This window comes from Kitasatospora sp. NPDC097691, assembly GCF_040302665.1.
GTDB lineage: Bacteria > Actinomycetota > Actinomycetes > Streptomycetales > Streptomycetaceae > Kitasatospora.
Genome location: NZ_JBEORY010000027.1, coordinates 1 through 25,137, shown reverse-complemented (window position 1 = coordinate 25,137; position 25,137 = coordinate 1). Strand labels below are relative to the sequence as shown.

The following is a 25,137-nucleotide window of genomic DNA, read 5'->3' as shown; positions in this document are numbered from 1 at the left end:
GCACCATGACCCTCCCCGAAGTCTCCGTCGTCACGCTCACCCGCGACCGTCCCGACGCCCTCCTGCGGGCAGTACGCTCCGTCGCCGCCCAGACCGGGGTCGCGGTCGAGCAGATCGTGGTCGGGGACAACGCCGACCACCTGCGCGACCCCGACCACCTGGAGCAGCTGCGGGCGGTCCTGCCCGGCATCGTGATCGAGAACGTCGCCAGGCCCGCCGCGCCCGAGTACCGCTCCGCCCGGCTGGGGCGCCTGCGCAACCGCGGAATCGCCCTGGCCACCGGGGAGTTCGTGGGCCAGCTCGACGACGACAACACCTTCGCGCCCGACCACCTGAGCAGCCTGGTCCGGGCGTTGACGGACAACCCGCACGTCGAGGTGGCGCACAGCTGGCGGCTGCTGGTCGACCCGGCTGGGCAGCCCTACATCCCGGACGGCGAGGACCCCTGGCACCCGGACCCCGACCCGGAACGGCGCGCGATCAGCTACCGCTACCTATGCGAGCACGGCGTCTTCACGCCCGGCTCGAACGTCGTCCGGGACAGGTTCACCTCCGGCGGGACGGTGCTGGCCCGGATCGACACCAGCGAGTACCTCGTGCGCCGCCGCTTCCACGCCGGGACGGGCTTCCCGGAGACCTTCTCGCCGGCCCGCCAGAAGCTGGAGTGGACGGAGGACTTTGTCTTCGCCCTGCAGCTCGCGCGGGCCGGCGTCGAGGTGGTCTGCACCGAACGCGCGACCGTGAACTACACCATGGGTGGCTTCTCCAACAGCCACTCCCTCCAGGGCGACGTCGGTTAGGGGCGGCCATGTGGATCCTCGGCGTGAACGCGCCCCCGACGGGCTCGCACGACGCTGCGGCGTGCCTGGTCAACGACTCCGGTGAGGTCGTCGCCTTCTGCGAGGAGGAACGGCTCAACCGGCGCCGTCACTCGATCTACCGCAAGCCCCGGCTGGCCGCCGAGTCCTGCCTCGCCCGGGCCGGCATCACCGCCGCCGACCTGGACGTGGTGGCGATCGGCTGGGACACCGAACAGCTCTTCCCCGGACGGTTCCGGGACGACCGGGAGTTCCTGGAGCACACCGTCGGACTCGCCTTCGGCGACCGGCTCCCGGAGGTCGTCCGGGTGCCGCACCACCTCGCGCACGCGACCTCGGCGTTCCACGCGTCGCCCTACGAGAAGGCCGCGGTCCTGGTCGTCGACGGCAACGGGGAGAACGAGTCGTCGAGCGTGTGGACCTTCGCGCGCGACGCCCCGCCGCGCCTGGAGCGGGCCTGGCCGCGCAGCGCGTCCCTCGGCTACCTGTACGACGCTGCGAGCACCTGGCTGGGGTTCTCGTTCCTGAACGCGGGCAAGACCATGGGGCTGGCCGCGTACGGGCGGGCGGCGGGGCTGTCCACGGCCTCGCTGGCCGAGGTCGACGGCGACGGGTTCCGCCTGGCGCTCCCCGGCTCGCTCGGGAGCTCCGGCCCGCTCGGGAGCTCCGGCCCGCTCGGGAGCTCCGGCAAGGCCACCGCCGCCGGCCGGGCCACCGCCGCGCAGATCCGTGCCGAGTACGAGACGACCGTCGCCGCGTGGCGCGGGCTGTACTCCCGGATCGCGGGCGCCACCGGGCCGGACCGCCCCGAGGAGCGGCTGGCCGAGGACCCCCGCGCGGTGCTGGTCGCCTACACCGCCCAGCGCGCCGTCGAGGAGTGCGTGGTGGCGCTGGCGGCGCTGGCCCGCAAGGCGGCGGGCGTGGAGGAGCTGTGCCTGGCCGGGGGCGTGGCGCTCAACTGCTCCACCAACGGCCTGCTGCCCGGGCCGGTGTTCGTGCCGCCCGTGCCGCACGACGCCGGTGTCGCGCTCGGCGCCGCCTGGAGCGTGCGGCCGCCCGCTGCCGCCCCCGCCCCGCTCGACCCGTACCTCGGCAGCCCGGTGTGCGACCCGCGCGGCCCCGCGCCGGCCGCGTACGGCCTGGTCCGTTCGGAGCTGTCCGTCGAGCAGGTCGCGGGCCTGCTGCTGGACGGGCAGGTGGGCGCGATCGCCGAGGGCCGGGCGGAGGTCGGCCCGCGTGCGCTGTGCCACCGCTCCATCCTCGCCGTGCCCCGGGACGCGGGTGTCGCGGACCGGGTGAACCGGATCAAGGACCGGGAGCGGTGGCGGCCGTTCGCCGGAGTCACCCGGGCCGCCCACGGCCCGCGCTTCTGGGGGGACGTCGGACACCTCTCCCGGTACATGCTCGGCGCGGCCCCCGTGACGCCCGAGTGCCGCGCGACGGCGGCCGGGGTGGTCCACGTGGACGGCACCACCAGGCCGCAACTGCTCACCGGCGGCGAGGCGCCGGTGGTCGGGGCGCTGCTGGACGAGCTGGACCGGCAGGGTGCGCCGCCGGTGCTGCTCAACACGTCGTTCAACGGCAAGGGCGAGCCCATCGTCGACACCGGGGACGACGCGCTCCGGGCGTTCCGGGCCATGGATCTCGACTTCCTGATCCTGGAGGACTCCGTCTACCGCAAGCCCTACCGCCGTTGACCGCCGTCGACCGCCGTCGGTACCCACGCTGACCGCTGCTGACCGACCTGCCCGCTCTGACCGCTCTGACCGCTCTGACCGCCGTTGAACAGGAAGACCACGTGAACAGAACGCTCCTCAGCGCCGAATTCGCCGCCGAACGGGCCGTCCGGGCGCCGGCGACCTGGGGGCAGCTGGAGTTCTGGCTCTGCATCCAGAAGACCGCCCCCCACGACGCGGCGTTCAACAACCACTCCGTCCTGGCGCTCGACGGGGTCGACGCCCGGACCTGCGTCGAGGCGCTGGCCTTCTTCACCGCCCGCCACGAGTCCCTGCGGACGACCTTCGAGACCGACCCCGACGGCACCCTCCTGCAGCGCGCCCCGCAGACCGGCGTGGTGACCGCCGTACGGGTGGACGTCCCGGGGGAGGAGGTCCCGGCCGCCACGGACCGCCTGGTCGACGAGTTCATGCGGGAGAGCTTCGACTACCACGACGAACTCCCCGTCCGCTGCGGCCTGGTGGTGGCGGACGGGGGCGTCCGGTCGATGGTGCTGGTGATCTCGCACATGTCCATCGACGGCGCCGGTTGGGTCCCGCTCATGGACGAGTTCACGGCCTACCTGACCGAAGGCCCGGAGGCGGTGCCGCCCCTGCCCGAAGACGCCTGGCAGCCGGCCGAGTTGGCGGCCTGGGAGGCCACCGGGGAAGCCGCCGAGGTCACCGCGAGGACCGTCGCCTACGCGTCGGGCCTGCTGCGGTCGGCCGACCTGCAGAAGCTCCCCGACAATCCCGACGGACCCGAGTCGCCGAGGTTCCTCGGCGCCAGGCTCCGCTCCCGGGCCGCGTACCACGCCGTGGGCCTGATCTCCCGTCGGACCGGCCTGAGCACGACCACGGTGATCCTGGGCACGGTCTGCAGGCTCATCGGCCCGCTCGCCGGATCCGAGGTCGTCTCGCTCTCCCTGATCTCCAGGCGACGCCTCAACCGCCGGACCCGCCGGATGGTGGGCAACCAGTTCCAGGAGGCCTTCTTCGCCCTCGACCTCGCCGACGCGAGCCCCCTGGAGGTGCTCGACCGCACCTGGAAGGCGACGGTCCGCGCCTACTCCCACTGCGGCGGCCATCCGATCGCCCTGGACCGGATGTTCCTGGACCACGGCAGGAAGCGGGAGGAAACCTTCCGCTACTGCTTCAACGACCGCCGGTACGACCACCGACCGGCCCCCGACAGCGTCCCTGCCGAAGGTCTGCAAGCCCTGCCCGACAGCAGCGAGCTGTCCTGGCCCGAGCAGCCGGACGGCCAGTTCGACGCGTTCTTCCTGTGCCTGGAGGACGCCGACGGCGCCATCGACTTCCGCCTCACCGCGGACACCCTCCACTTCAGCCGCACGGCGATCGCGGCGTTCCTCCACGACCTGGAGGCCCTCCTGGTCGCCACCGCGGCCGATCGGCCCTGACCTCGTCGGCGGTGGGTGCCCGCCCGACCGGCCGGACAGCCCGACCGGACAGCCTGAGCCGTCCGGTCAGGCCGTCCGGTCGGGCCAGGCGCGGGTCAGACCGCCACGGGCACGACCGGCTGGGACTGGGTCGCGCAGTGGATGCCGCCTCCGCCGGCGGCGATGGCGTTGATGGTCACCGGGACGACCACGCGGCCCGGGTACTCGGCCGCCAGGATGGCGCGCGCCGCCTCGTCGGCGGCCGCGTCCCCGAACTGCGGCATGAGGACGGCGCCGTTGGCGGTGTAGTGGTTGGTGTAGCTCGCCAGGAACGCGGAGCCGGTTCCCGAGATCTTGTTGTGGTCGGGGCCGGGCAGCTCGATGATCGTCAGCGGGCGGCCCTTGGCGTCGGTGGCGGTCTGCAGCACCTGCTTGGCCTGGTTGTACACGGTGACCCACATCCCCGTGGAGCCCGGTCCGGGCTTGTCCAGGATGACCCGCCCGGGCGCGCTGAACCGGGCCACGCAGTCGATGTGGCTGTCCGTGATGTCCTGGCCCGCCAGGCCGGCCAGCCAGATCACCTTCTCCACGCCGAGCGAGGACTTGAGCCGCTGCTCGACGTCGCTCTGGCTCAGCCCGGGGTTGCGGTTGGGGTTGACCAGCGAACTGACGGTGGCGAGCAGCGTGCCCTGCCCGTCGGTCTCCAGCGAGCCGCCCTCTCCGGTGAACGGCGCCTGGACGCGGTCGATCCGGTACTGGGCGAGCAGCGCGGCGGCCGCCTTGGCGTCGTTGGCGAAGGCCTGCTCGTAGGGGGTGCCGGTCTTGCCCCAGCCGTTGAAGTTGGTGTCCAGGCCGGCGATGGCTCCCGGGCCGACCAGGAAGGTCGGGCCGAAGTCCCGGATCCACAGGTCGTCGTTGGAGATCGGGAGGAACGTGATGCCCCGGGAGGAGGGGATCGCGCTGGTGTCGCAGAGCGGGGTGGCGGCTGCCACCGACTCCGGGTTGATCACCATCACGACCGGCTCCCAGCGGGAGATCTCCTTCGCGAGGTTCGCGATGTCCCGCTGCACGGCGGGGAGTTGGGCTCCCCAGGCGGAGGTCGGCTCGGGCCAGGCCATGAAGGTACGGGTGTGCGGGTCGGTCTCGGCCGGCATGCGCAGCGCCGGCGCGGGGCTCGCGGCCCGGGCGACGCCGGAGAGCAGCGGGCCGGACGCCACCAGGGGTACGGCCGCGGCGCCGTAGCGCAGGAGTCGGCGTCGGGTGATTGCGGGCTTGTCCATCTGTGCCTCGTGCGGGGTCGGGTCGCCCCGGACGGTCGGATGCGGCCGATCGGGACGTACCGTCGGCGCGCGCGCCGGGGCAGGGCGGGCGGGACGCCCACATCCTGCCCCGGACTGAAAATTCAGTCAATACGGGCTGTCTCCTGGTCGAGGTGTCCGCAATCGTCGCGGTTTCCCACCGCGACCAGGGGAGAACCGGGCCTGCCCCGCCTTCGCAGCGGGGCCGCGCCGACCCGCTCCAGGCCCAAGGCGGCGGTCGTAGCGGGTGCCGACGACCGCCGCGATCGGCCGGGCCCGTCGCAGGTTTGGGTCCGGAGCCCTTGCGGTTGCTGTTCGCGCGGGTGTGCCGGTGTTCAGCGTCGGCCCAGCACCTCGGCGAGGCGGCTCACCCCGTCCTCGCCGTGGCCGAGAGCGATGGTCCGGCGGACCAGACCCTCGGCCGCGCGCATTACCCCGGACTCGATGCCGTGCGACTCGGCGGTGTGCACGACGTGGGCCATGGTGGAGACCCCCGAGGTGAGCGGGTTGATCGCGCCCGAATAGCTGCCGCCGTCGAAGTCCTCGGCGAACGCCGCGAACAGCGGGGGCAGGATCGCACCGATCCCCCGGGCGAACGGCGCCAGCTCCCGCCCGCTGATCCCCTCTGCCTTGGCCAGCGCCAGCGCGTGCACGTACCCGGCCATCGCCGTCCAGAAGATGTCCAGCAGCGCGATGTCGAAGCCTGCCGCCCGGCCGATCTCCTCGCCGAGGTGGGTGTGGGTACCGCCGAGCACCGCCAGCACCGGCGCGTGCCGCTCGTAGAGGTCGACCGGCCCGCTGTGGATGAAGACCGCCTCCGGCGTGCCGATGCTCGGGGCCGGCGTCATGATGGCGCCGTCGAGGTACTCGACGCCGTGCTCCGCCGCCCAAGCGGCCGTGGACCGGGCCCGGTCCGGCGAGTCGGCGGTCAGGTTGACCACCGCCCGGCCCTTGAGCGCGGCCCCGACTTCCTCACGGTGCAGCACGGCGTCCGAGGCGTCGTAGTTCACCACGCAGATGACGGTCAGCTCGCTCGCCGCCACGGCCTCCTCTGCCGTGGTCGCGCTCACCGCGCCCTGGGCGACCAGCGCGGCGTCCCGGCCTGGGGTGCGGTTCCAGACCGTGGTACGGACGCCGGCGTGCACGAAGGCACCGGCCAGGGCGCGTCCCATCGGCCCGAGGCCGAGCACGGTGACGGTGGGCTGGGTGTGGTTGGTGGGCATACTTCATCTCCTGTAGACATGGTGGTGGACAACGGCGACCCCGGGGAGAAGAGATGACGCGCAGTCAGGCCGTGAACCCGAACGTGTGCGGGGTGACCGCCGCGATTGCCGTGATCGACGGCAAGTGGAAGACATCCCTGCTCTGGCTACTCGAGGCCGGCCCGCATCGCCCCGCCGAACTCCGCCGACGGCTGCCCGGCCTCAGTGAGAAGGTCCTCACCCAGGCCCTGCGCGAGATGGAGTCCGACGGCCTGGTGCACCGCGAGGTGCACGACGTCCTTCCGCTGAAGACGGTCTACTCCCTGACCGACTTCGGCCGCCGCCTCTCTGACGCCCTCGGACCGGTTTCCGACCTGGGCCACGAGCGCCTCGACCGCATGACGGCCGAGCAGGCCGGACAGGTCGAGCCGTCGGCCTCCTGACCTGCTGTCATCTCCCTTCGCCCTTCTGGGTACCAGTCTCGTCGCGCCGCACGTCGCTGCCCAGTACGCACAAAAAGGTGGCTACTGGGCAGGGACGCGATGGTCACCAGGTGACGGGCCGAGCCGCCGACATGATGGCCGGCCGGCCGGACAGGCAAGGGGCCGATCCCCCCTGGGCCGGCAGCCCTCCGACGGTTGACTGCGATCTGGCACAACACCGACCGACAAGGAGCAGTCTGTGGGAGACCCGGAGTTCGCGGTCCTGCCTTGAGTCACCGGTATTGGGCTTAGGCCAGTGCGGTCAGGTGGTCGGGTCGGTGGGCGGCGACGTCGTGGGCGGCCTGGACGAAGGCGGCGACGGCCGCGGATCGCGAGGTCTCCGGCCAGGCGACCACGACCGCGCTGGGGCTGAGGCCGGTGACCGGCCGGTAGGCGATGTCCGGGCGCTGGTGCCGCTCGGTGGTGGAGAGTGACAGGAACGCCACCGCCTGGCCCAGCGCGACCACCTCCAGGAGTTGCTCGACGCTGGCCACGAGCGGCCCCTCAGGAGCGTCGGCCGGCGCCGAGCCCGTGCGGCCATCGCCTGCTTCCGCTCCGTCGCATCCTGTGTAGTAGGCGGTGGCGGAGGGGGCGGCCCCTTTCCAGCGCGGGATCGGTTCGCCCTCGAGGTCGGTCAGCCGCAGTCGCCGGCGTCCGGCCAGGCGGTGCGCGGCGGGGAGAACGGCCAGTCGCGGCTCGACCACGAGCGTCTGGGAGTCCAGCCCTTGACCGTCGAACGGGCTGCGCAGCAGCGCCACGTCGGCACGGCCGTCCCGCAGCATGGCGATCGGCTCTCCGCTGCCGCCGACGACGACTTCGGGCGGCGGCAGGTGCGAACCCGTTCCCCGGTAGGCGGCGAGGATCTCCGGCAGCAGCCCGGCATCGCCTCCCGGTTTGACCGCCACGACGAGCTGGGGTGTCGGCTGACCGGCCCGACGTGCACGCCGGGCCGCCGCGTGCACCGCGTCGACCGCGATCCGGGCCTGGTCGAGCAGCACCCGACCGGCGTCGGTCAGCCTCACCTGCCGGGTGGTGCGCTCCAGCAGGCGCACCCCGAGCCGGGACTCCATCCGAGCGATCGCCTTCGACAGCGGGGGCTGCGCCATCCCCAGGCGCTGCGCGGCCCGACTGAAGTTCAGTTCCTCGGCGACCGCGATGAAGTACCTCAGCTCCCGCACCTCCAGCTCACTCATATCCGTGGACTATAGATCCAGAGTCATCCGGTCTTTCCCTGCCGCCCGTGGGTGAGGGGAGGCTGGGTGCCATGACGACTTCGCAGCAGACTGCTCTGATCACCGGCGCGAACAAGGGCATCGGTAAGGAAACGGCACGCAGGCTCGCAGCCCTCGGCATCACCGTGCTGATCGGCGCCCGCGACGCCGAGCGTGGCGAGGCGGCGGCCGAGGAGCTTCGCGCCGACGGCGCCGACGTCCGGTTCGTACCGCTGGACGTCACCGACGAGACCTCGGTCCAGGCCGCCGCCAAGCACATCGACGCCACGTTCGGCCGCCTCGACATCCTCGTCAACAACGCCGCGATCGCCGCCGCACCGCAGAAGCCGAGTGAAACCCCCGCCGCCACCGTCCGACAGGTCTACGAGACCAACGTGTTCGGCGTCATCGCGGTGACCCACGCCATGCTCCCCCTGCTCCGCCGCTCCGCCGCCGGACGCATCGTCAACATGTCCAGCGAACTCGGCTCCCTCACCCACCAGGCCGACCCGGGCAGCCCGTGGTCCGCCTACTCCTCGGTCCTCCTCCCTTACTGCACCTCGAAGAGCGCCCTGAACGCGATCACCGTGCTCTACGCCAATGAACTGCGCGCCGAAGGGATCCTGGTCAACGCCGTGAGTCCCGGCTACTGCGCGACCGACCTCAACCGCCACACCGGGATACGCACGCCGGAGGAGGGCGCGGCCGTCGCGGTCGACCTGGCGACCGTGGGCGAGGACGGCCCGACGGGCGCCCTTCTGGCCGAGGACGGGCCGATTCCCTGGTGAGGGGCGCCGGCCCTGGTGTTGCGTGACGCGCCCCGCTCTCGGGGGCCGCGGAGCGGGCTTCAGGCGAGCCCGATCAGCTCGGCGACTGGAACAGCGTGCGCAGCGCCAGGTCGGCCACCCGGTGCAGCTGGTCGCGGGTGTAACCGCTCGCCGCCTGCACGGCGATGCCGTCGGTGACGGTGTACACCAGCTGGGCGAGGACGCGCGGATCGGCGTCGGCCGGCAGGTCGGCCGCCCGCTCGAAGCGCCGGCGGAGCGCGGCTTCGCCGGCCATCCGGCGGGCGATCACCTCCCGGCGGACCGGTTCGGAGTCCGGACCGCAGGCGTGCACGCTGTTGACGCTCAGGCATCCGTGGGGCGTGTGCGGCCCGGTGGTCAGGTCGACGGCCCCGCGGATCAGGTGCTCGACGACGCCCCGCGTGGTGGGCGCCTCCAGGGCCTCGGTGGCGAAGGCTCCGGGGCTGGTGAAGTAGCGGTCGAGCACCTTGTGGAACAGCTGCTCCTTGTTGCCGAAGGCCGCGTACAGACTGGGCCGGTTGATGTCCATGGCCGCGGTCAGGTCGGCGAGGGACGTCCCCTCGTAGCCCTGCCGCCAGAAGACCTCGAGCGCCCGGTCGAGCGCGACCTCGGCATCGAAGGCGCGCGGGCGACCGCCTGGCATGCCGTACCTCCTCAAGTTTTTTACCTGTCGGTACATTACCCCTTGAACTCCCGCTCCCGCCCCCTCTAGTTTTGTATCGATCGGTACGAAACCAGGGAGGTCGCATGATCAAGGTCGGGGTCGTCGGAGCCAGTGGCTGGGCCGGCGCGTCACACCTGCCCGCACTCGCCGGACTCGCCGGGTTCGAGGTGACCGCGGTCGCGACGACCAAGCAGGCCACCGCCGACAAGGCGGCGGCCGCCCACGGCGTCCCACTCGCCTTCGCCGACGCCGGGGCCCTCGCCGCCCACCCCGACGTGGACCTCGTCGTGGTGTCGGTCAAGGCCTCCAAGCACGCCGAGGTGATCAGGGCCGCGCTGAAGGCGGGCAAGCACGTGCTCTCCGAATGGCCGCTGGGCGTGGACGCCGCCGAAGCGGACGACCTCGCCCGGGAGGCAGCCGACGCCGGCGTCGTCCACGCCGTGAACCTTCAGGGGTACCAGTCCCCCGACGCCCGGTACGTGGCCGACCTGATCGCCGCAGGCAGGATCGGCCGGCTCGAATCGGCCGTACTGGTCGCCTCGGGCGCCCCGTTGGGCGGCGCCCGCATCGCGCCGGACCTGGCGTGGACCACCGACCCGGCCGCGGGCACCTCGCTCCTGACCATCATGGCCGGCCACTTCCTGGCCGCACTGGACCGGATGGCGGGCAGGCTGGTCGAGGTCTCCGCGCGGCTGCCCCGCCCGTACGACCGCGTCGAAGTCGGGGGAACCGGCCGGACGGTGCCCAACGGGGTGCCCGCACAGGTGCTGCTCCACGGCGTCCTGGAGAACGGCGCCACCGCGTCCGTCGCCGTGCACGGAGGCAGCGGGAGCCCGGACGGGTTCCTGGTCAAACTCGTCGGCTCCGAGGGCACGTTGACGGTGGCTCCCACCCGGCCGGGCACGTACATGCACTGGACCGACTGGGACATCCGGGTCGACGGCGAGCGGGTGGAGGTGCCCGGCGACTACCGGACCGTCCCCTTCGACCCCGCCGCCGGACCGGTCGCCAACGTGGCGGCCGTCTACGAGGAGATCGCCCGATCGATCGCCGAAGGGCGCCCGCCCCGCCCCGACTTCCACACCGCCGCCGCCCTACACCGGGTGCTCGCAGCCGTCGAACGCGCCGCGGAGAGCGGCGCCACGGAGCAGGTCCACTGACGGTTCCGGCTACTGTCGGCGCCCGTCCGGACGGCGTGCCGTCGTCCGGGCGGCGGCCGTTCGCGGGGGCCTCGCGGGTCCGACGGTGTGTCAGTGCCGACTGCGAGGATGCGGGTCATGAGTGACCACACCAGTCGCCACCGGCGCGCTGCCATCGCCGAATACTGGGACGCCGCCGCAGCGGGCTTCGACGAGGAGCCCGACCACGGGCTGCGGGCCGGGCACACGCGGTCCGCGTGGGCCCGGCTGCTGCGGACGTGGGTGGCGTCGGGCCCGCCCGACGTACCCGACGTACCCGACGTCCTCGACGTCCTCGACGTCGGATGTGGGACCGGTTCGCTGTCCCTGCTGCTGGCGGAGGCCGGGCATCGGGTGACCGGGGTGGACCTGGCGCCGCGGATGGTCGAGCAGGCCCGGAGGAAGCTGTCCGACGCCGGCCTGTCCGGCCGCTTCCTGGTGGGTGACGCGGCCGCGCCGCCGACCGGCGGCGAGGCCTTCGACGTCGTGCTGTCGCGCCATCTGGTGTGGACGCTTCCCGACCCCGGGGCCGCGCTGCGGGAGTGGGTGCACCGGCTGCGGCCCGGCGGTCGGCTGGTGCTGGTCGAGGGCCGGTGGCGCGAGTCCGGGCAGAGCGGCGTGCCGTACGTGGCCGGGGCGGAACTCCTGCCGTGGAACGGCGGGGTGGCCGCGGACGAGCTGGCCTCCGCGGTGCGCCCGCTCGTCGCCGATCTGCGGATCGAGCCGCTCAGCGCGTACGCCGACCTGTGGGGCGGCCCGGTGGACGACGAACGCTACGCCCTGATCGCCCGGCTCTGACCGAGCCGGATCCCGGGGCTTCCCGAGCCGGTCGTACGCGATGACACAGCCCGGCCCGGCCGCCGGACACCGCACCGGTGTCGGATACGGTGCCACGGCCGGGCGGATCCCGTAGGGTCGGCGGATGGCGAAGTACTTCGACGTGCACCCGCAGACCCCGCAGGCCCGCACCATCAGCACCGTGGCGGACAGCCTCCGTACCGGGGCCCTCATCGCGTACCCGACCGACTCCTGTTTCGCCCTGGGCTGCCAGATGGGCAACCACGACGGCATCGAGCGGATCCGGACGATCCGGCGGCTCGACGACCGCCACCACTTCACCCTGATGTGCGAGAACTTCGCCCAGCTGGGGCAGTTCGTCCAGATCGACAACGCCGTCTTCCGCGCCGTCAAGGCGGCGACTCCGGGCAACTACACCTTCATCCTCCCCGCCACCAAGGAGGTGCCGCGCCGGCTGCTGCACCCCAAGAAGAAGACGGTGGGCGTCCGGATCCCCGACCACGTCGTCACCCGGGCCCTGCTCGCCGAACTCGGCGAGCCGCTCGTCTCCAGCACCCTGATCCTCCCCGGCGAGGACGAGCCGATGACCCAGGGGTGGGAGATCAAGGAACGGCTGGACCACGTGCTGGACGCCGTGGTCGACTCCGGCGACTGCGGGACGGAGCCGACGACGGTCGTCGACTTCTCCGGCGGTACGGCGGAGATCGTCCGGATCGGCGCCGGTGATCCGACGCGCTTCGAGTGACCGACGCGGTCGCCCTGCGCTCCGTCGTCCCCACCGGCCGCTGGGGACGACGGGCCGGCGGCATCCCGGACGGGGCCGAGGTGTGATCGCCGCGCGCATCAGGACCAGGCGACCAGTTCGCCGTTCATGGTGAACCCCAGGAAGAGGGAGAGGGTGATCCGGCGACCGCCTTCGAAGTCCTGCACCTGGTGGAAGTTGCGGCAGTCGAAAAGGACGCCGTCGCCGGGCTCGGCCGGCTCGACGACCCGCCCATCGTCCAGCTCGGGACCGGGGCCGGGAAGCGGCACGAAAGCTAGAGGACCCGGGAGCGTAGCCTGCTCCCGGGCCCCTGTTTGCCGCCCAATTGCTCACACCGACACGTTTAAGGGTCGCGGATCAGGTTGAAATCGACGCGTTCTACCTTTGAACTACCGTGCCACGGAGCGGCACAGACAGGACTTGAACCCGCATTCGTCGATATTCGTCCGCACCCGGTCGATCCGGTGTTCGGCGGCGAATGCTGAGACTGGAGCGAGAGTCTGAGATTCACGGGGCCTGCCTCTGCCGCTTGGGCTACCCCGGCCTGTGGCGCCGGGGGAGGGATTCGAACCCCCACTGTGACCCCTGGTCAGCTTCAACATCAGTGTCAGCTTTTCGCACCGTGCAGCGCACCCGCCCGGTTCCCCGGACGAGGTCCTCAGCGCGCTCGGCGCACCCGCCCGGCTCCCCGGGCGGGCGATCATGGGGCTACCGGAACAGGTAGCCGAAGACGGCGTCACCCACCCGCTGGTCGGTGACCTCGACGGCGTTGGCCTCCTCGCGGGCGAACTTGACCGCCTGCTGGAGCTTCTCGACCCGCTCGGCGAGCTCGTTCACCCGGCGGGCCGGCAGCGCGCCGGAGAACTTGACCGTGGTCCAGTAGCCGACCGCGATGTCCTCGTAGTAGACCTCGACCTGGGCCGGGTGCTTCTCGGTGGCCTCGGCCTTGACGTGGTTGCGCGGCACCTTCTTGGTCCGGATGGTGCGCACCGGCTCCGTCTTCCAGGAGTCGGTGGACGGGTCCAGGTTCCAGGACTCGGAGGCGTCCAGCACCGGGAGCTTCTTCACGAAGGTGAACAGGTCGGTGAGCTGCTTCTCCAGGAAGAGCAGGTACGGCACCGGCACCCGGGCGAGGAGCACCTGGCCGTCCACCACCACGTCCGCGCAGGCCCCGATGTTGGCCCAGTCCTTGGTGGCCGTCACGTCGAACAGCCGGGTGAGGGTCTGCGCGGTGGACCGCAGGATGTCCTCGGCCTTCAGCTGGACCCGGGTCGATTCCGGGGGCAGCTGCTCGCCCTCCTCGTCCTTGGGCTGGTACGTCCGGGAGATGCCGGCCAGCAGCGCGGGCTTCTGCAGGTCCTGGTGGGCCTGCGTCAGCTCCTGGAAGGACTTGGACTTGACGCCCTTTTCAACGGCGATGATCTGGTTCAGCTTTGCCACGTCGGGGACGCTACCAGTCTCGAACTGACCGGTGATACTCAATTTCTCGATCGAATATCCGACCCCTTCGGATGGGATGCCAACCACCCGGGCCTGGCCTGCCCCGGGCGTGGACGGCGGCGCTCCCCCGACCCCCTCGGAATCGAAAACGGGCCGTTCGACCCGGGCTCGCCCGGAACCTCCGAGGTTGGACGAGCCGATCGAACAGAGGCAGGATCCGACGTCGTGACGGATACCTGGATGATCATCAACTCCCTTGCCGAAAGCATCGGTTCACTCTCGGACTACCCGCCCGAACAGGTGATGCTCGGACAGGCGCTGAAGCTCGCGGAGGAGAGCGGCGAGGTCGCCGAGGCCGTCATCGGCGTGCTCGGCATGAACCCGCGCAAGGGCCACTCCCACACCTTGGAGCAGGTCCACGCCGAGGCCTGCGACGCGGCCGTGACCGCCCTGATCCTCATCGCCCGCACCGGCGCCGACCCCGAGGCCGTCTTCACCCGGCACCTCCGGTACCTCTCCGGGCGGCACCTCACCGGCGGTTGAGGGGAGGTGCCGGCCCCGGCAAGGGGCACGGCGTCCTGACGGGTCTCGGGTCCGTCCTCGTCGACCTGCGGGGGCCTTCCGACACACCGCGGCCGGGGTGGATCCGTCGATCGGGTCAGTACCGCTGGGCCTGGGCGACCCTGGCGACCAGCGCCTTGTCCCGGTCGATCGGGCTGAACGCGGTCGGGGTGGCCTTCGCGCCCGCGGCGAGGTCCGTGACGCCCAGGTAGGAGGTGTCCACCACCTTGCCGGTCTCGTCGAGGAACTCCACCTTGATCGCGTACGACGCCGTCGAGCTCGTACCGTTCACCACCGTCACCAGCGCGGCGTTGAACCCCGCCGCCTGCGCCTTGGGCAGACCGGTGAGCGTCACGTCCGACAGGGCGTTGCCCGTGCCCTCGGTCTTCGCCAGCACCGCCTGCGCCTGCGCCCGGCCCGCGGCCACCTGGGCCGAGACCGACGCCTCGAACGAGGACGCCGCCGCCGACAGCGAGGCCATGGCCGCGGAGGCGGCGGCCGACGCGGCGGAGGCAGCCGCCGAGGCCGACCCCAGCAACGAGGACTTGGCCGAGGCGACCGAGGAGGGGAGCTCGCCCGAGAACGAGCTCGCGTTCGGCGAGAACGAGCGCGACGGCGAGCTGGAGGACGTCGAACTCGACGAGCTGCAGCCGGCGGCCACCAGCACCGTGCAGCCCAGCACCACGGCGGCGTAACCGACCTGCCGGTTCGTACGGCCCGCACGGTCCGCACGGCTCGCACGGCTCGTACGGCTCGTACGGCCCGCACGGCCCGACGTGCTCCTCGGCCTTCCGAGGAAACGTGACATCTTCGTCCGCCTTCACCTCACGGCCGAACACCCAGCGGCCCGGTCCTTCTCCGCACCAGCCTCTGCCCCGGCGCACCGATCCGACCACCGGGCCTACTGCGAACAGGTTGCGCTCCGACACTCCGGGTGACGGCCCCGGCGGAGGCGGCTGGGCGCCGGATGCCGACCCCGGCAGGCTCCGCACTATGATCGCCGGACGTCGGCACGGCAAAGGGGGGCGGGGATGCCGGACGGTTCGTTCCTGGTGGTCTGGTCGGTGCCGGTGATCGCGGTGGCGCTGGTCTGCTCCGCCGCTCTGCGGGAGCACGGTACGCCGGTCTCCAGGCGCGCCGCTCGGGTGCTCGTCGGCATCGCGACGCTGCCGGCGCTGTTCCTGGCGTGGGTCGTGATCGAGGTCGTCGCGGCGCTCGCAGCAGGCTGACGGGCACCGGCGGAATCACGGACCCCCGGTCACCCGCCCGTCCCCTTCCCGCCCCGTCTCGCGGTGACTCCTCGTCGCCCTTGGCGACTCCTCCGACCGCCCCCATCCTGCGGCCCCGGTCGGCCGGACGATCGGACGATTACCCGTGCCCCGCGCCCGCCCCTACCGTCGGGGAGTCACCCGCAGGTCGCTGTCGCCTGGTCGGGCCGGTCACGGGAGGCGGGCGCCCGGACCGGCTCCGCAGAGGGGCGTGCACCGTGTCCGTGACCGGGAACTTCCGCATGGCGAAGCAGCTGACGGGCGGCCGGGTGCTGCTCTGGTCGCTGCTCGGGCGGCTGCCGAGCGCGATGAGCCCGATCGGCACCCTGCTGCTGGTCAGCCGGAACACCGGCAGCGTGTGGTCCGGTTCTCTGGTCGCCGGGGCGCTGGCAGGTGGTCAGGCGATCGGCGGCCCGATCGTCGGCCGGCTCGCGGACCGCCGTGGGCAGCGGACGGTGGGGCTGGCCGCCGCCCTGGCCAACGCGGCGGCCCTGGTCATGCTGGTCGCCGCCTCCGAGCGCGAGCTCGCACTCGGCTGGCAGATCGCGCCCGCCGCGCTGACCGGCCTGTCGGTCCCGCTGGTCGGCCCGCTGTCGCGCAGCCGCTGGGTCCGACTGGCCACCGGCGACGCGGAGTTGACCTCCGCCATGCTGTCACTGGACGGAATCGTCGACGAGGTCGCCTTCACCGCCGGACCGGCCCTCGTCGGCGTGCTCGCCGGCGCCGCCTCCCCCGCCGTCGGCCTGCTCACCGCGGCCGTGCTCTCCGGCATCTGCGCCGGCCTGTTCGCGCTGCACCCCACCGCCGCACCGGGCGTCCCGGCGTCGTCCCACCCCCATGACCCCTCCGCCAGGCGGCTGTTGAGCACGCCGTACGTCCTCCTCCTGGCCGGGACGGCGCTGCTGGGCGCCTGCTTCGGCTCGGTCCAGGTCGGCGTCACCGCGACCACCGAGGCGCTCGGCCGACCGGGCGCCGCCGGGTTGGTGTACGGCTTCCTGGGCTGCACCAGCTCCCTCGCGGGCGTCGTCATCGCCTCGATGCCCGCTCGCCAGGGCCTGCCGGCCCGACTCCGGGCGGGCGCGGCACTGCTCTTCGCCGCCTCCTGCGTCCTGCTCCTCACGAACGGCGGCCTCACGAACGGCGGCCTCGCAAGCGGCGGCCTCGCGAACGGCGGGCTCGCGAACGGCAGCCTCGCGACGCTCACCGCGGCCATCGGCCTCCTCGGCGTCGCCGTCGCGCCGCAGATCATCACCATCTTCGGCCTGGTCGAGCGCACGGTGCCCGCCACCCGGCTCGGCGAGGCCATGGCGGCCCTGGTCAGCGCCCTGATCCTGGCGCAATCGGCGGGCACCTTCCTCGCCGGGTGGGCGGCCGACCACTTCACCCCCGGCGCCCCCTTCGCCGTCACCTCCGCGGCCGCGGCAGCCGCCCTCGTCCTCGCCGCCTGCACCGCGACCGACCGCCGCTACCGCCGCCGCAACGACCCGGCCCGGACACCCACGCCCGGCGAAGCCCGCACCGCCGACCGCGCCGGCTCGTGACCGACCCGCCGGGTTCCCGGCTCGCCTCAGGATCCGCCACGGACAGGCCGTCTCGACGGCGGTGTGCGGAAGGTGCGCCGTGGGGAGGTTTCCCGGTATGACGGGTTCTGCGCACTCGCTCAACGCGTTGACTCACTCGTACCGCTCGCCGATGGAACGCTCAGTGAGTCGACCATGCTGACGGTAGGTTGACCGACTGGCTCATAGCGGGACAGCGCGCCGAATATGTACGAGATTGGGGCTCCTACCATGTTGTGGTGCTGGATGTCCTGAGATTCCCTCTTCCAGGAGTCTGCCCCGGCAGTGCACGTACTGTTCCGGTGTGGTCATGCTGGCGCCGATGCACGCGGAGATCGTGCGCGTCCCGGTGAGCGATGAGCTCGCCTACTGGACGGTCCTGGCTGGGCCAACCCTGGCCGTGGTCGGCGATATCGACGACCATCTTCGTCACCTGCGATTCGGCCGGGCACGCGAGGAGTCGACGACCAAGACCTACGCCGGCCACCTGAAGCGGCTTCACGTCTGGTGTGACGAGCGCGGACTCTCCAGGAGCGAAGCGGCTTTGCGGCTGTCGACGTACGTGATGCACCTGCGGACCACACCCCGGGCGACCAGTGGCCGCGGGTACGGAAGGCGACCGGAGGAGTCGACACTTGCGCCGGCTCTGGCCGCGATCCACGGGTTCTACCTGCACCTGGCCGACCTCGGACGCGTCGATGCCGCGGCCGTCGACGCGCTGTTCACAACCGTCCCTGCTCAGGGCGGCGGCGGGACCGTCGTAGTCAGGCCGCGCATCCGCGTCGACCCGCGGCCCAGTCACGCCACGGCGCGGCGGCCGGCAGCGACGCACGAGGAGTTCACCAGTGTCCTGCAGGCGGCAGAGACAGCGCGGGACCGGTGCATGGTGGCGATCACGGCCTGCTGCGCACTGCGGGTGGGGCAGCTGGTGTCGCTCAGGCGCGAAGACATCCACTTCGTCCCGGCGGGCCGAACGGTGCCGGGGTGCCCCTACGCCCAGGGTCCGCACCTGCACCTGCGCAAGCGGGGCGGGCATCCGAAGGGCGCGGCCAACAAGAACCGCGGCACCGTCATCCTGCCGGTGCCCAACCCGGTGGAGATGCTCTACGCCGACTGGCTGCGGGAGCGGATCGGCATCCGGCGAGCGGCCGACAGCCCGTGGGCCTTCGTCACCTTCCCCGGCCCTACCGGCGATCCAGGCGGCGAAGCACTCAGCGCCCGGCGGGTCCAGGACCTGCTGGCCGACCTCTCCGTCCAGGCCGGCCTGCGGCACCTCCACCCGCACATGCTCCGGCATACCTTCGGCGAGACGGCCGCTGACCTCGACATCGCGCGAGACGTCCTCCAGCGCCTGCTCGGCCACAGCGACGTCGCCAGCCAGGACGTCTACCGCACCGTCGGCGACGCGAAGACCGTAATCGCCGCCAACGCCGTCTCCGACCAGTTCTTCGGACCGTCATGACCTCACCGGCCTCCAACCCGCTCCCCAGTGCTCCGGTGCCCGAGCCGGACTGGCCGTACCTGGTCGACCACGGACTGGATCGCGCGACCCTTGAACTGCACTTCCCGCTCGGCGCCGACTGGCACACCCTGCGCGCATGCGCCCACCCCGCCTGCGACCGCCCCGCGGACAAGCACCCCTGGCTGTGCTGGCAGTGCTGCACGGCGTGGCGGAAGGCCGGCGCGCCCGGCGACGTCGCGTCCTGGTGCGCCGCCGCTCCCGCGCCTCCCGCCCGCCGGGTGTACGGCGAGAAGCGGTGCGCGGTCGGCTGCACGCGGCCGGCGGAAGCGAGCGGGCTGTGCAAGAGCTGCGCCAGTGCCCGCAAGGCGACGGGACTATCGGTGGAGGAGTACCTGGCCACCGGCCCGGCTCCGCGTCCGGGCCTGGGCGAGTGCGTGGTACGGGTGTGCTCGCGCTGGGCAGTGCAGAAGGGCAGGCGTTTGTGCTTGCCGCACCAGCGGCAGTGGGCCGATGCGGGCAGGCCCGACCTGACCCGGTGGGCGCTGACGGCTCCGGCGGTCGGCTGCCCGGTGTACTACCGGTGCTTCTCCTGCAAGTTCTTCACCACCGACTTCACCCAGCTCCCCGAACTTCGCCAGCTGCGCGACACCAAAGCCGAGCAGCTCGTCCGCTTGGAGGCCGCCTACGGAAGTCTGCTCGTGCCGGGGCCGCTGAGCCGGGCGAACATGGAGCTTCTACGCCAGGAGCTCGTCCAGATCGACGAGCTCATCAGCAAGTGCGAGACCGACCTCGGCTCGCTGACCGAGGAGGACAAGGCCACGGTCGAGGCGTGGCTCCACAGCCGGGACCGGTTCCTTACCGTGATCCCCGTCGCCGCCGTCCTGGCAGGCCGCCAGCAGCTGGCCCAGCCTACCGTCGACCCGATCCTGCTGACCGGGGAGGGGGGGGTGACCGGCGGCCGCAGCCCGCAGTGGCAGGTATCGAAGGGCCTGGCCCCCGAGCGTGTGGCCGCCTTGGACGCGGGCCGGCAGGCCGCCGCGGCTCGGCGCCGTGCGGACAGCGAAGCGTGCCGACAGCGCGTGCTGGACGTCATCGCCGGTATGCGCAAGACCCGCAAGCCTGTCTCCGACGCAGAAATCACCCGGCGTGCCGAGGTCAATCCCCAGTATTTGCAACGGCACCGGGACCTCAAGGCCGAGGCGGAAGCCGTCCGCGCGCACCTCGCCGGCGACCGGCCTCGTGCCGCGGCCGCCGCAGCGGCTCGCCAGGACGCGGGGCTGGCGGTGGAGAACCGCATGCTGCTCGAACAGAACACGGCATTGCGCCGGGACCTTGAAGCAGCGAGAGCCGAGCTCCGCGCCATCCGCGTACGCGACCTCGCTGCCGATGTACTGGGCGACCTCACGTCGACACCGAGCCGGGACGCCGAGGTCGAGGCTCTGCGCGGAGAACGGGACCAGGCCCTGGCCGCAGTGCGACGCGCGGACATGGAACTGATGGCACTGCGCAACGTTGTTCAACGCCTCATGGTGGAGAACACCCGGCTGCTCGGCCACGGGCATCAGCCGTCCGGTGACAACTGAGCCGGGCCTGATCCAGGGTTCAGGGCGAGCCCCCCTCTGCCCGCACTGTTCAGCGTGCCTGCCGATCGAGCCGACGGCTCACGACCATACTCATCGACCACCAGATCACCAGGTTCGAGTTGTCGGTGCGGTAGTCGCGGGCGAGCGCTCCATCAGCCACCTTTTGGGAAGCGCGGCGAACCTGACCACGCCAACGCAGCGTTTGACCACGCCCAGGGCGATCTGCAGAACGTCGCGGGCGAAGCCCTCCATGCGCCCGGTATCGCCGCCATCGGGTCGTACCAGTGTGATGCGACAGTGCCGCTCGCGCAGCCCCGGCCGCCTCGGATGCCGGCTGAGCACCGTAGCTCTGACCGTGGGCCCACGATGCTGTGGCAAGGCGGCTGGTGAAGATGCCTGGTATAGATGTGAGCATGGCAGAGACAGCAGTGGGATTAGCGGACGCGGTCGCGGCTCTGCGGGAAGAGTTGTTGTACGCGATGCAGGAGGGCAACAGCACCAGGATGCGATTCCGGCTGGCGCCAATTGAACTGTCGATGCGGGTGACAATCTCTAAAGAGGCCAGTGGAAAGATCGGATGGTACGTGCTTGGCTTGGGCGGCAAATATAACTCCGCGACGACGCAGACGCTGACGCTCCGGCTGGAGCCGGTATGGCAGACAAGTAGCGGCTCTTACACGAGTGACTTCGCGATTGCCGACCAAGTGCCAGAGCCGCCTCGGGTGGGGCCAAGCACCGAATAGTTGCATCATGCTCCTAGGGACTCGCGTAGGCCCTGAGTGTGGGTGATATAGATGACGGCCGATACTTGGAATGGAATCCCGTCTGATCGGGTAGTCGCAGTCGTCTGCGAACTCGATACCGGGCTGGTTCAGGTCGGATCCGGCTATATGGTCACAGAGCACCTAGTTCTCACAGCTTTGCATTGCACATTGGACAAGAAGACCGGCCGGCCCCCCAATTCACTAAGCGTGATCCGGCGCTCTGACGGTGCGCGAGCAACTGCCAGAAGAATCTCCGCAGAATTGGATGTGGCGGTCCTCACTGTTACTCAAGGAGCCGAGTGGACGAAGGCGCTGGAACCCCCCACATTTGGGCGCGTAGGCCGTGATCACGCCGCAGAGCTACACGACTGCGAAGCTGTGGGGTTTCCATTGTGGCAAATGGATCCGCACGATGAGCAGCGAAATGCCGCTGAGCTACACGGCACGATCCGAGTAACGGAGGATATGGAGTCGGGTCTCCTAGTGATGAGAGATTCACTGCTTGCCGACGTCAGTATTCCCGATGGTGATTCTGACGACCGAGCAATGAACTCGCCATGGGGAGGACTATCGGGTGCGCTGGTTTTTCATAATGGCATTGCTCTCGGGGTCGTCATCGAGCACCATCCGCGGCAGGGTGGGGCAGCAGTTCGGATCATGCCGATTGAGCGTCTCGCAGCGGTGTCTGCCAGAGCCGACGGCCCCGAAATGTCTGTGGCTTCTGCTCTGGGACTTGCTACCGCAGAGGAGCTACCGCGAGTTGAAGTGGCTCTCCACTTGGGCCGCCACAAGCCGCGCAAGATATGGAGGGTACCGTTTCCAGTAGATCCAGACTTCATTGGCCGTGATGAAGAATTGTCATTGCTATCGGCGTCCCTCATTCCTGGGGTTCGAGCGGTAGTCACCCAAGCCATATCTGGACTCGGAGGCATCGGCAAAACCCAACTGGCCGCCCACGTGGCCCATGCAGTTGCGAGCCGATTTCATATTATCTGGTGGGTTGAGGCAGATCAGCGCCTGACGATCGAAGCGTCTCTTCGTGCGCTGGGGAAAACGATGGGGCTAGGGGCAGACTCGACGAGCATGGACGTGTTGTCAGAGCTCTCAGCCCTCGACTCGTCAGTCAATTGGATGCTGATATACGATAACGTCGAGTCGCCTGAATCCCTTCATGGGGTGTTGCCCACACGCGGTTTCGGAGTGGTCCTCATTACGACCCAATGCCAGGACTGGCCAACCTGGGCATCAGTCACCGATCTCCAGCCGCTTGGCGAGGATGCGGCTACGACGCTCTTGTCTAAATCATCGGGGCGCGATAGGGAAATCGCGCGAAGAGTTGCTAACTCGTTTGGCCGTCTCCCTTTGTTCGTGGCGCAAGCGGCAGCGCAGATTCGTTCAGGGATATCGCTCTCGCAATATGAAGAACTGCTTAAGGCACGATTCATTGACGCCATTGGGGCCAAAGTGTCCCTCCCCGGATATGAGCGACCCGCACTTGATGTCGTTCTTCTGGCGCGCGACGCCGCTGTCGCCGCCGCCAGCGCCGCACAGCGACTTCTAACGCTCCTGGCATTGATGGATCCCGATGGCGTGGAAGACACGCTGCTGCAGAGAATTCCCGAAGGGGATCCTCTCGCCGATCCACTTGATCGCAGTGCTGCACTCGCAGCACTGAAGCGCTTCTCCCTAGTTCGGGAGATTGAGGGTGATTCAAGGGCTTACGCCATGCACAGGGTTGTGCAGGAAATCATACGACAAACCTGCGCTGAAGATCTGGAAGATATTTCCAGACTTGCCCTACATACAGTAAAGAACTATATTCAAGGCGGCGATTGGATATCGCGGCATAATTTCCAATGGCGGGCCGCAAATCAACTAAAGCAGTTCCTGGAAACTGCCGAGACGTTCCATCCACGCGAAACTGTTGCGATCCTCAACCGACTTTCTTATGGATCACAGATCGACGCTGGCCTGGATGGCACTTCGGTGTGGGCGGCGCGGGCGGCGCTCGAGATTGTAGAACGCAACTCGGAATTCTCCGAAGATGACCTCGTTGCCGCACTTCTCCGTGTCCATAACGCTGAAAAGCATGGTCGCATGGATCACAGTCAGCGGGATACTGCTGCGATCCGCCGGGCCTTGGCCATACAGCGGAAGAGTGGATCGCAGGATCCACTGACTGTTGCGGCCCTGGAGTTGGAGCTGGCCCGCACATTGGCTGGGCAATTCCATTGGTGGGTTGAATTCGACTTCCCGGAGGCGGACCTGCTCGAGGCCGAAGTTCTCGCTGATTCAGCGATATCGGCGCTGCAACGAGACGAGAGTGCTCGCCTTAACCTCGCATCCGCTCGAGCACTCCGCGCCGGGATTGTTGGGCATCTGCGTCGGGCAGATGAGGCGGTTGCCGAGTATTGCGGCGCGATCGCTCTGGCAGAGGCGGACGGCTCTGCTTGGTGGGGGAGGGTGAGCGCGGGATATGCGCTTTCGAAATTTGGGCGAATCGCCGCCGCTCGACAGACAGTGACTCCTCTCCTTTGTCGCCTCAATGATGATTCAGAGGACCCGGTCAAGCGAGCAACCTTCGAGGAAACACTGCACCGCATTTACTCCTCTTGCCTCTGGGAGCAGCGAGACTGGCGCGGATATCTGCAGTACGCCGAAGCGAAACGCGAGCGGGCCCGCCGCAGAAGCCGAAGAGGATCGATCGAGAGTGATTTGATAGGCACTTACTACGAACTGCTTCCTTTGCGTACCGCATATGAAGCCCTGGGTCGTTCGGTCGAGGCCGACGAGTGCGATCACCAAATTGAGTCAATCGCTATTACACATATAGTAAGCGAGTTGAATCGGCGCGAAATGGGGCCTCTGAGGCAAAAGCCGAACCCAGACGAAATGGTCGCGATGCTGGAGAGCGCGTCCAAGGGCAAGGATTTGCCGGTAGGGGTCGATTGGCTATACGACTTGCGGTCATTTAAAAGCCGGCCAGATCTCAGAATTAGAGTTGCTCAAGCCGAACGGGCTACTAGGGAGCTTCAGGCTGCTCAGAAGTCATCCTCGAATCCAAGCAGGGTGCATTCAGATCTTATATTTTATAGTATCGCGAGAGAGGCGAGCCAGCTCGCTGAAACGAACTGGGATGTGGCCGTTTCAACTCTAGGGCAAGCGCGATCGATGGTGGATCGTGGAGAAGCAAGCATCCCCAAAGATGAACTTGCGCGTGCGTATGTGGAGGTAGCTTCGGCGGCGGCGCAGCCGGAGTCACTTATCCTCGCTGAAACGGCAGTTGCATTGCTGACATCAGATGCGGGATACGATAGCGACCACTCCATCCTCTCGTCCTGCACCGTCCCGACCCTCCTCAGTCGTGCTGGCGAAATAATGGCTGAACTTGATCGAGACTTCAAGAGGGCCAGGAACCTCGAGCTTACGGCAGTCGCACTTGAAGAGAGGGTGCATGGCCGAATCTCTCCCGGCGTGTCGATGTACCTTTTCAATGCTGGCCAGTACGCGGCGAGCGCCAACGAGTTCGTTGGCCCAATCGGGGCGATTTCCCTGTTGGAGGAATCTCTCGATATAGCTTCTACCTGCTTTGGTCGGGAGTGCCCCCGCTGGGCGACACGTGCCGCTGAATTGGCAGCAGTGGTGCGCGATATTAATCGGGGGCGGGCGAGGTCGCTGCTGCTGCATGCTGCCGCAATATTCACGGAATACTATGGGCCAGATCATCAATTGGTCACGGAATGCGAAACCGCGATAAATGGCCTCAATGGATAGGCGGCGGCATGCTGGGCTTGTTGGTGTTTCTGATATCGATACCGACGACTTCCGGCCGGTCACCGACCATACGGCCGTGAACGAACCACGCCGATCCCCGTCGGACATCGGCAGTCAAGCACGAGAGGACGCTCGCTGACGGGCGCGTCGTTCCTGTTTCGGGGGCGTCACTGCGGCCTGTAGTGCGATCCCGCCCATTCCTTTGAAGTTTCGGCGGAGGCCGTGTACTCGGTTCGGACCATTCGGTGCTGGATGAATCGGGTTGCCAAGCCGCCCAGGGGCGTTTCAAAGTCCCGGCGAGCTCGTGAGTTCGCAGGTCACGGCGATGCAGGTGTCCGGATCGGACCGTCACGAACACATCGAAGCTCCAGTTGAACGGGGTGACCTTCCC

General features: G+C 69.6%; 23 protein-coding genes. 16 read left to right on the top strand and 7 right to left on the bottom strand.

Going from position 1 to position 25,137, the window contains the following annotated elements; translation table 11 throughout:
- Window positions 1-5 precede the first annotated feature (5 nt).
- The 3 genes from ABTY56_RS20290 to ABTY56_RS20280 all read left to right on the top strand — a co-directional run bounded on the left by ABTY56_RS20290 (window position 6) and on the right by ABTY56_RS20280 (window position 3,954).
- Window positions 6-800 carry a glycosyltransferase gene (locus ABTY56_RS20290; protein WP_350630319.1) on the top strand — a complete coding sequence of 265 codons (795 nt, stop codon included), beginning with the start codon at window positions 6-8 and terminating at the stop codon, window positions 798-800.
- 23 nt (window positions 801-823) lie between these two features.
- Window positions 824-2,515, top strand: coding sequence for a carbamoyltransferase C-terminal domain-containing protein (locus tag ABTY56_RS20285; RefSeq protein ID WP_350630318.1), 1,692 nt, complete (start codon window positions 824-826; stop codon window positions 2,513-2,515).
- 101 nt (window positions 2,516-2,616) lie between these two features.
- Window positions 2,617-3,954 carry a condensation domain-containing protein gene (locus ABTY56_RS20280; RefSeq protein WP_350630317.1) on the top strand — a complete coding sequence of 446 codons (1,338 nt, stop codon included), beginning with the start codon at window positions 2,617-2,619 and terminating at the stop codon, window positions 3,952-3,954.
- Window positions 3,955-4,049: 95 nt separating this feature from the next.
- Here the strand turns inward: ABTY56_RS20280 and ABTY56_RS20275 are convergent, their stop codons facing one another.
- Window positions 4,050-5,213, bottom strand: a complete 1,164-nt coding sequence (locus ABTY56_RS20275) for an agmatine deiminase family protein (RefSeq protein WP_350630316.1) — start codon at window positions 5,211-5,213, stop codon at window positions 4,050-4,052.
- A 353-nt stretch (window positions 5,214-5,566) separates the two neighbouring features.
- Window positions 5,567-6,454, bottom strand: coding sequence for an NAD(P)-dependent oxidoreductase (locus ABTY56_RS20270; protein WP_350630315.1), 888 nt, complete (start codon window positions 6,452-6,454; stop codon window positions 5,567-5,569).
- Between the two features lie 53 nt (window positions 6,455-6,507).
- Between ABTY56_RS20270 and ABTY56_RS20265 the strand changes: the two genes are divergently transcribed.
- Window positions 6,508-6,876, top strand: coding sequence for a winged helix-turn-helix transcriptional regulator (locus ABTY56_RS20265; protein WP_350630314.1), 369 nt, complete (start codon window positions 6,508-6,510; stop codon window positions 6,874-6,876).
- Between the two features lie 287 nt (window positions 6,877-7,163).
- Here the strand turns inward: ABTY56_RS20265 and ABTY56_RS20260 are convergent, their stop codons facing one another.
- On the bottom strand, window positions 7,164-8,108 hold the full coding sequence (locus ABTY56_RS20260; RefSeq protein ID WP_350630313.1) for a LysR family transcriptional regulator: 945 nt from the start codon (window positions 8,106-8,108) through the stop codon (window positions 7,164-7,166).
- Between the two features lie 71 nt (window positions 8,109-8,179).
- Between ABTY56_RS20260 and ABTY56_RS20255 the strand changes: the two genes are divergently transcribed.
- On the top strand, window positions 8,180-8,914 hold the full coding sequence (locus ABTY56_RS20255; protein ID WP_350630312.1) for an SDR family oxidoreductase: 735 nt from the start codon (window positions 8,180-8,182) through the stop codon (window positions 8,912-8,914).
- Between the two features lie 73 nt (window positions 8,915-8,987).
- Here ABTY56_RS20255 and ABTY56_RS20250 read toward each other — a convergent pair whose 3' ends face one another.
- Window positions 8,988-9,575: a TetR/AcrR family transcriptional regulator gene (locus ABTY56_RS20250; RefSeq protein WP_350630311.1), complete on the bottom strand. Its 588-nt coding sequence runs from the start codon at window positions 9,573-9,575 to the stop codon at window positions 8,988-8,990.
- Window positions 9,576-9,679: 104 nt separating this feature from the next.
- Here ABTY56_RS20250 and ABTY56_RS20245 point away from each other — a divergent pair, with 104 nt between their 5' ends.
- From ABTY56_RS20245 to ABTY56_RS20235, 3 genes are all read left to right on the top strand, one after another.
- Window positions 9,680-10,756: a Gfo/Idh/MocA family protein gene (locus ABTY56_RS20245; protein ID WP_350630310.1), complete on the top strand. Its 1,077-nt coding sequence runs from the start codon at window positions 9,680-9,682 to the stop codon at window positions 10,754-10,756.
- Between the two features lie 117 nt (window positions 10,757-10,873).
- Window positions 10,874-11,572 (top strand): class I SAM-dependent methyltransferase, encoded by a 699-nt coding sequence (locus ABTY56_RS20240; RefSeq protein WP_350630309.1) that lies wholly within the window; start codon window positions 10,874-10,876, stop codon window positions 11,570-11,572.
- Window positions 11,573-11,696: 124 nt separating this feature from the next.
- Window positions 11,697-12,317, top strand: a complete 621-nt coding sequence (locus ABTY56_RS20235) for an L-threonylcarbamoyladenylate synthase (RefSeq protein WP_350630308.1) — start codon at window positions 11,697-11,699, stop codon at window positions 12,315-12,317.
- A gap of 98 nt (window positions 12,318-12,415) precedes the next feature.
- On the opposite strand, the gene ABTY56_RS20230 is transcribed toward ABTY56_RS20235, so the two are convergent.
- Both ABTY56_RS20230 and ABTY56_RS20225 read right to left on the bottom strand, forming a co-directional pair.
- Complete coding sequence (locus ABTY56_RS20230) at window positions 12,416-12,604, bottom strand: hypothetical protein (RefSeq protein WP_350630307.1); 189 nt, start codon at window positions 12,602-12,604, stop codon at window positions 12,416-12,418.
- Window positions 12,605-13,043: 439 nt separating this feature from the next.
- On the bottom strand, window positions 13,044-13,775 hold the full coding sequence (locus ABTY56_RS20225) for a DUF7873 family protein (protein WP_350630306.1): 732 nt from the start codon (window positions 13,773-13,775) through the stop codon (window positions 13,044-13,046).
- 225 nt (window positions 13,776-14,000) lie between these two features.
- On the opposite strand from ABTY56_RS20225, the gene ABTY56_RS20220 reads away from it, so the two are divergent.
- Window positions 14,001-14,318, top strand: a complete 318-nt coding sequence (locus tag ABTY56_RS20220) for a MazG-like family protein (protein WP_350630305.1) — start codon at window positions 14,001-14,003, stop codon at window positions 14,316-14,318.
- A gap of 115 nt (window positions 14,319-14,433) precedes the next feature.
- Here ABTY56_RS20220 and ABTY56_RS20215 read toward each other — a convergent pair whose 3' ends face one another.
- Window positions 14,434-14,733 carry a hypothetical protein gene (locus ABTY56_RS20215; protein ID WP_350630304.1) on the bottom strand — a complete coding sequence of 100 codons (300 nt, stop codon included), beginning with the start codon at window positions 14,731-14,733 and terminating at the stop codon, window positions 14,434-14,436.
- On the opposite strand from ABTY56_RS20215, the gene ABTY56_RS20210 reads away from it, so the two are divergent.
- From ABTY56_RS20210 to ABTY56_RS20180, 7 genes are all read left to right on the top strand, one after another.
- On the top strand, window positions 14,711-15,031 hold the full coding sequence (locus tag ABTY56_RS20210; RefSeq protein ID WP_350630303.1) for a hypothetical protein: 321 nt from the start codon (window positions 14,711-14,713) through the stop codon (window positions 15,029-15,031). The genes ABTY56_RS20215 and ABTY56_RS20210 overlap by 23 nt on opposite strands.
- Window positions 15,032-15,367: 336 nt before the next feature.
- Entirely contained in the window at window positions 15,368-15,565 is a 198-nt protein-coding gene (locus tag ABTY56_RS20205; RefSeq protein WP_350630302.1) for a hypothetical protein, read from the top strand.
- A gap of 281 nt (window positions 15,566-15,846) precedes the next feature.
- The gene (locus ABTY56_RS20200; protein WP_350630301.1) at window positions 15,847-17,145 is read left to right on the top strand and encodes an MFS transporter; all 1,299 of its coding nucleotides are present in this window, start codon (window positions 15,847-15,849) and stop codon (window positions 17,143-17,145) included.
- 328 nt (window positions 17,146-17,473) lie between these two features.
- A complete protein-coding gene (locus tag ABTY56_RS20195; RefSeq protein ID WP_350630382.1) occupies window positions 17,474-18,625 on the top strand; it encodes a tyrosine-type recombinase/integrase in 1,152 nt (383 codons plus the stop codon).
- 35 nt (window positions 18,626-18,660) lie between these two features.
- Window positions 18,661-20,208 carry a hypothetical protein gene (locus tag ABTY56_RS20190; protein ID WP_350630300.1) on the top strand — a complete coding sequence of 516 codons (1,548 nt, stop codon included), beginning with the start codon at window positions 18,661-18,663 and terminating at the stop codon, window positions 20,206-20,208.
- A gap of 413 nt (window positions 20,209-20,621) precedes the next feature.
- A complete protein-coding gene (locus ABTY56_RS20185; RefSeq protein WP_350630299.1) occupies window positions 20,622-20,951 on the top strand; it encodes a trypco2 family protein in 330 nt (109 codons plus the stop codon).
- Between the two features lie 189 nt (window positions 20,952-21,140).
- A complete protein-coding gene (locus ABTY56_RS20180; RefSeq protein ID WP_350630298.1) occupies window positions 21,141-24,746 on the top strand; it encodes a DUF7779 domain-containing protein in 3,606 nt (1,201 codons plus the stop codon).
- The last annotated feature ends 391 nt before the right edge of the window (window positions 24,747-25,137 follow it).

What these genes read in the sequence shown, in the direction of transcription:
- ABTY56_RS20290 (WP_350630319.1), top strand. Translation starts at nt 6, where the DNA reads ATGACCCTCCCCGAAGTCTCCGTCGTCACGCTCACCCGCGACCGTCCC.
- ABTY56_RS20275 (WP_350630316.1), bottom strand. Translation starts at nt 5,213, where the DNA reads ATGGACAAGCCCGCAATCACCCGACGCCGACTCCTGCGCTACGGCGCC.
- ABTY56_RS20270 (WP_350630315.1), bottom strand. Translation starts at nt 6,454, where the DNA reads ATGCCCACCAACCACACCCAGCCCACCGTCACCGTGCTCGGCCTCGGG.
- ABTY56_RS20265 (WP_350630314.1), top strand. Translation starts at nt 6,508, where the DNA reads ATGACGCGCAGTCAGGCCGTGAACCCGAACGTGTGCGGGGTGACCGCC.
- ABTY56_RS20260 (WP_350630313.1), bottom strand. Translation starts at nt 8,108, where the DNA reads ATGAGTGAGCTGGAGGTGCGGGAGCTGAGGTACTTCATCGCGGTCGCC.
- ABTY56_RS20255 (WP_350630312.1), top strand. Translation starts at nt 8,180, where the DNA reads ATGACGACTTCGCAGCAGACTGCTCTGATCACCGGCGCGAACAAGGGC.
- ABTY56_RS20250 (WP_350630311.1), bottom strand. Translation starts at nt 9,575, where the DNA reads ATGCCAGGCGGTCGCCCGCGCGCCTTCGATGCCGAGGTCGCGCTCGAC.
- ABTY56_RS20245 (WP_350630310.1), top strand. Translation starts at nt 9,680, where the DNA reads ATGATCAAGGTCGGGGTCGTCGGAGCCAGTGGCTGGGCCGGCGCGTCA.
- ABTY56_RS20240 (WP_350630309.1), top strand. Translation starts at nt 10,874, where the DNA reads ATGAGTGACCACACCAGTCGCCACCGGCGCGCTGCCATCGCCGAATAC.
- ABTY56_RS20235 (WP_350630308.1), top strand. Translation starts at nt 11,697, where the DNA reads ATGGCGAAGTACTTCGACGTGCACCCGCAGACCCCGCAGGCCCGCACC.
- ABTY56_RS20205 (WP_350630302.1), top strand. Translation starts at nt 15,368, where the DNA reads ATGCCGGACGGTTCGTTCCTGGTGGTCTGGTCGGTGCCGGTGATCGCG.
- ABTY56_RS20200 (WP_350630301.1), top strand. Translation starts at nt 15,847, where the DNA reads ATGGCGAAGCAGCTGACGGGCGGCCGGGTGCTGCTCTGGTCGCTGCTC.
- ABTY56_RS20195 (WP_350630382.1), top strand. Translation starts at nt 17,474, where the DNA reads ATGCTGGCGCCGATGCACGCGGAGATCGTGCGCGTCCCGGTGAGCGAT.
- ABTY56_RS20185 (WP_350630299.1), top strand. Translation starts at nt 20,622, where the DNA reads ATGGCAGAGACAGCAGTGGGATTAGCGGACGCGGTCGCGGCTCTGCGG.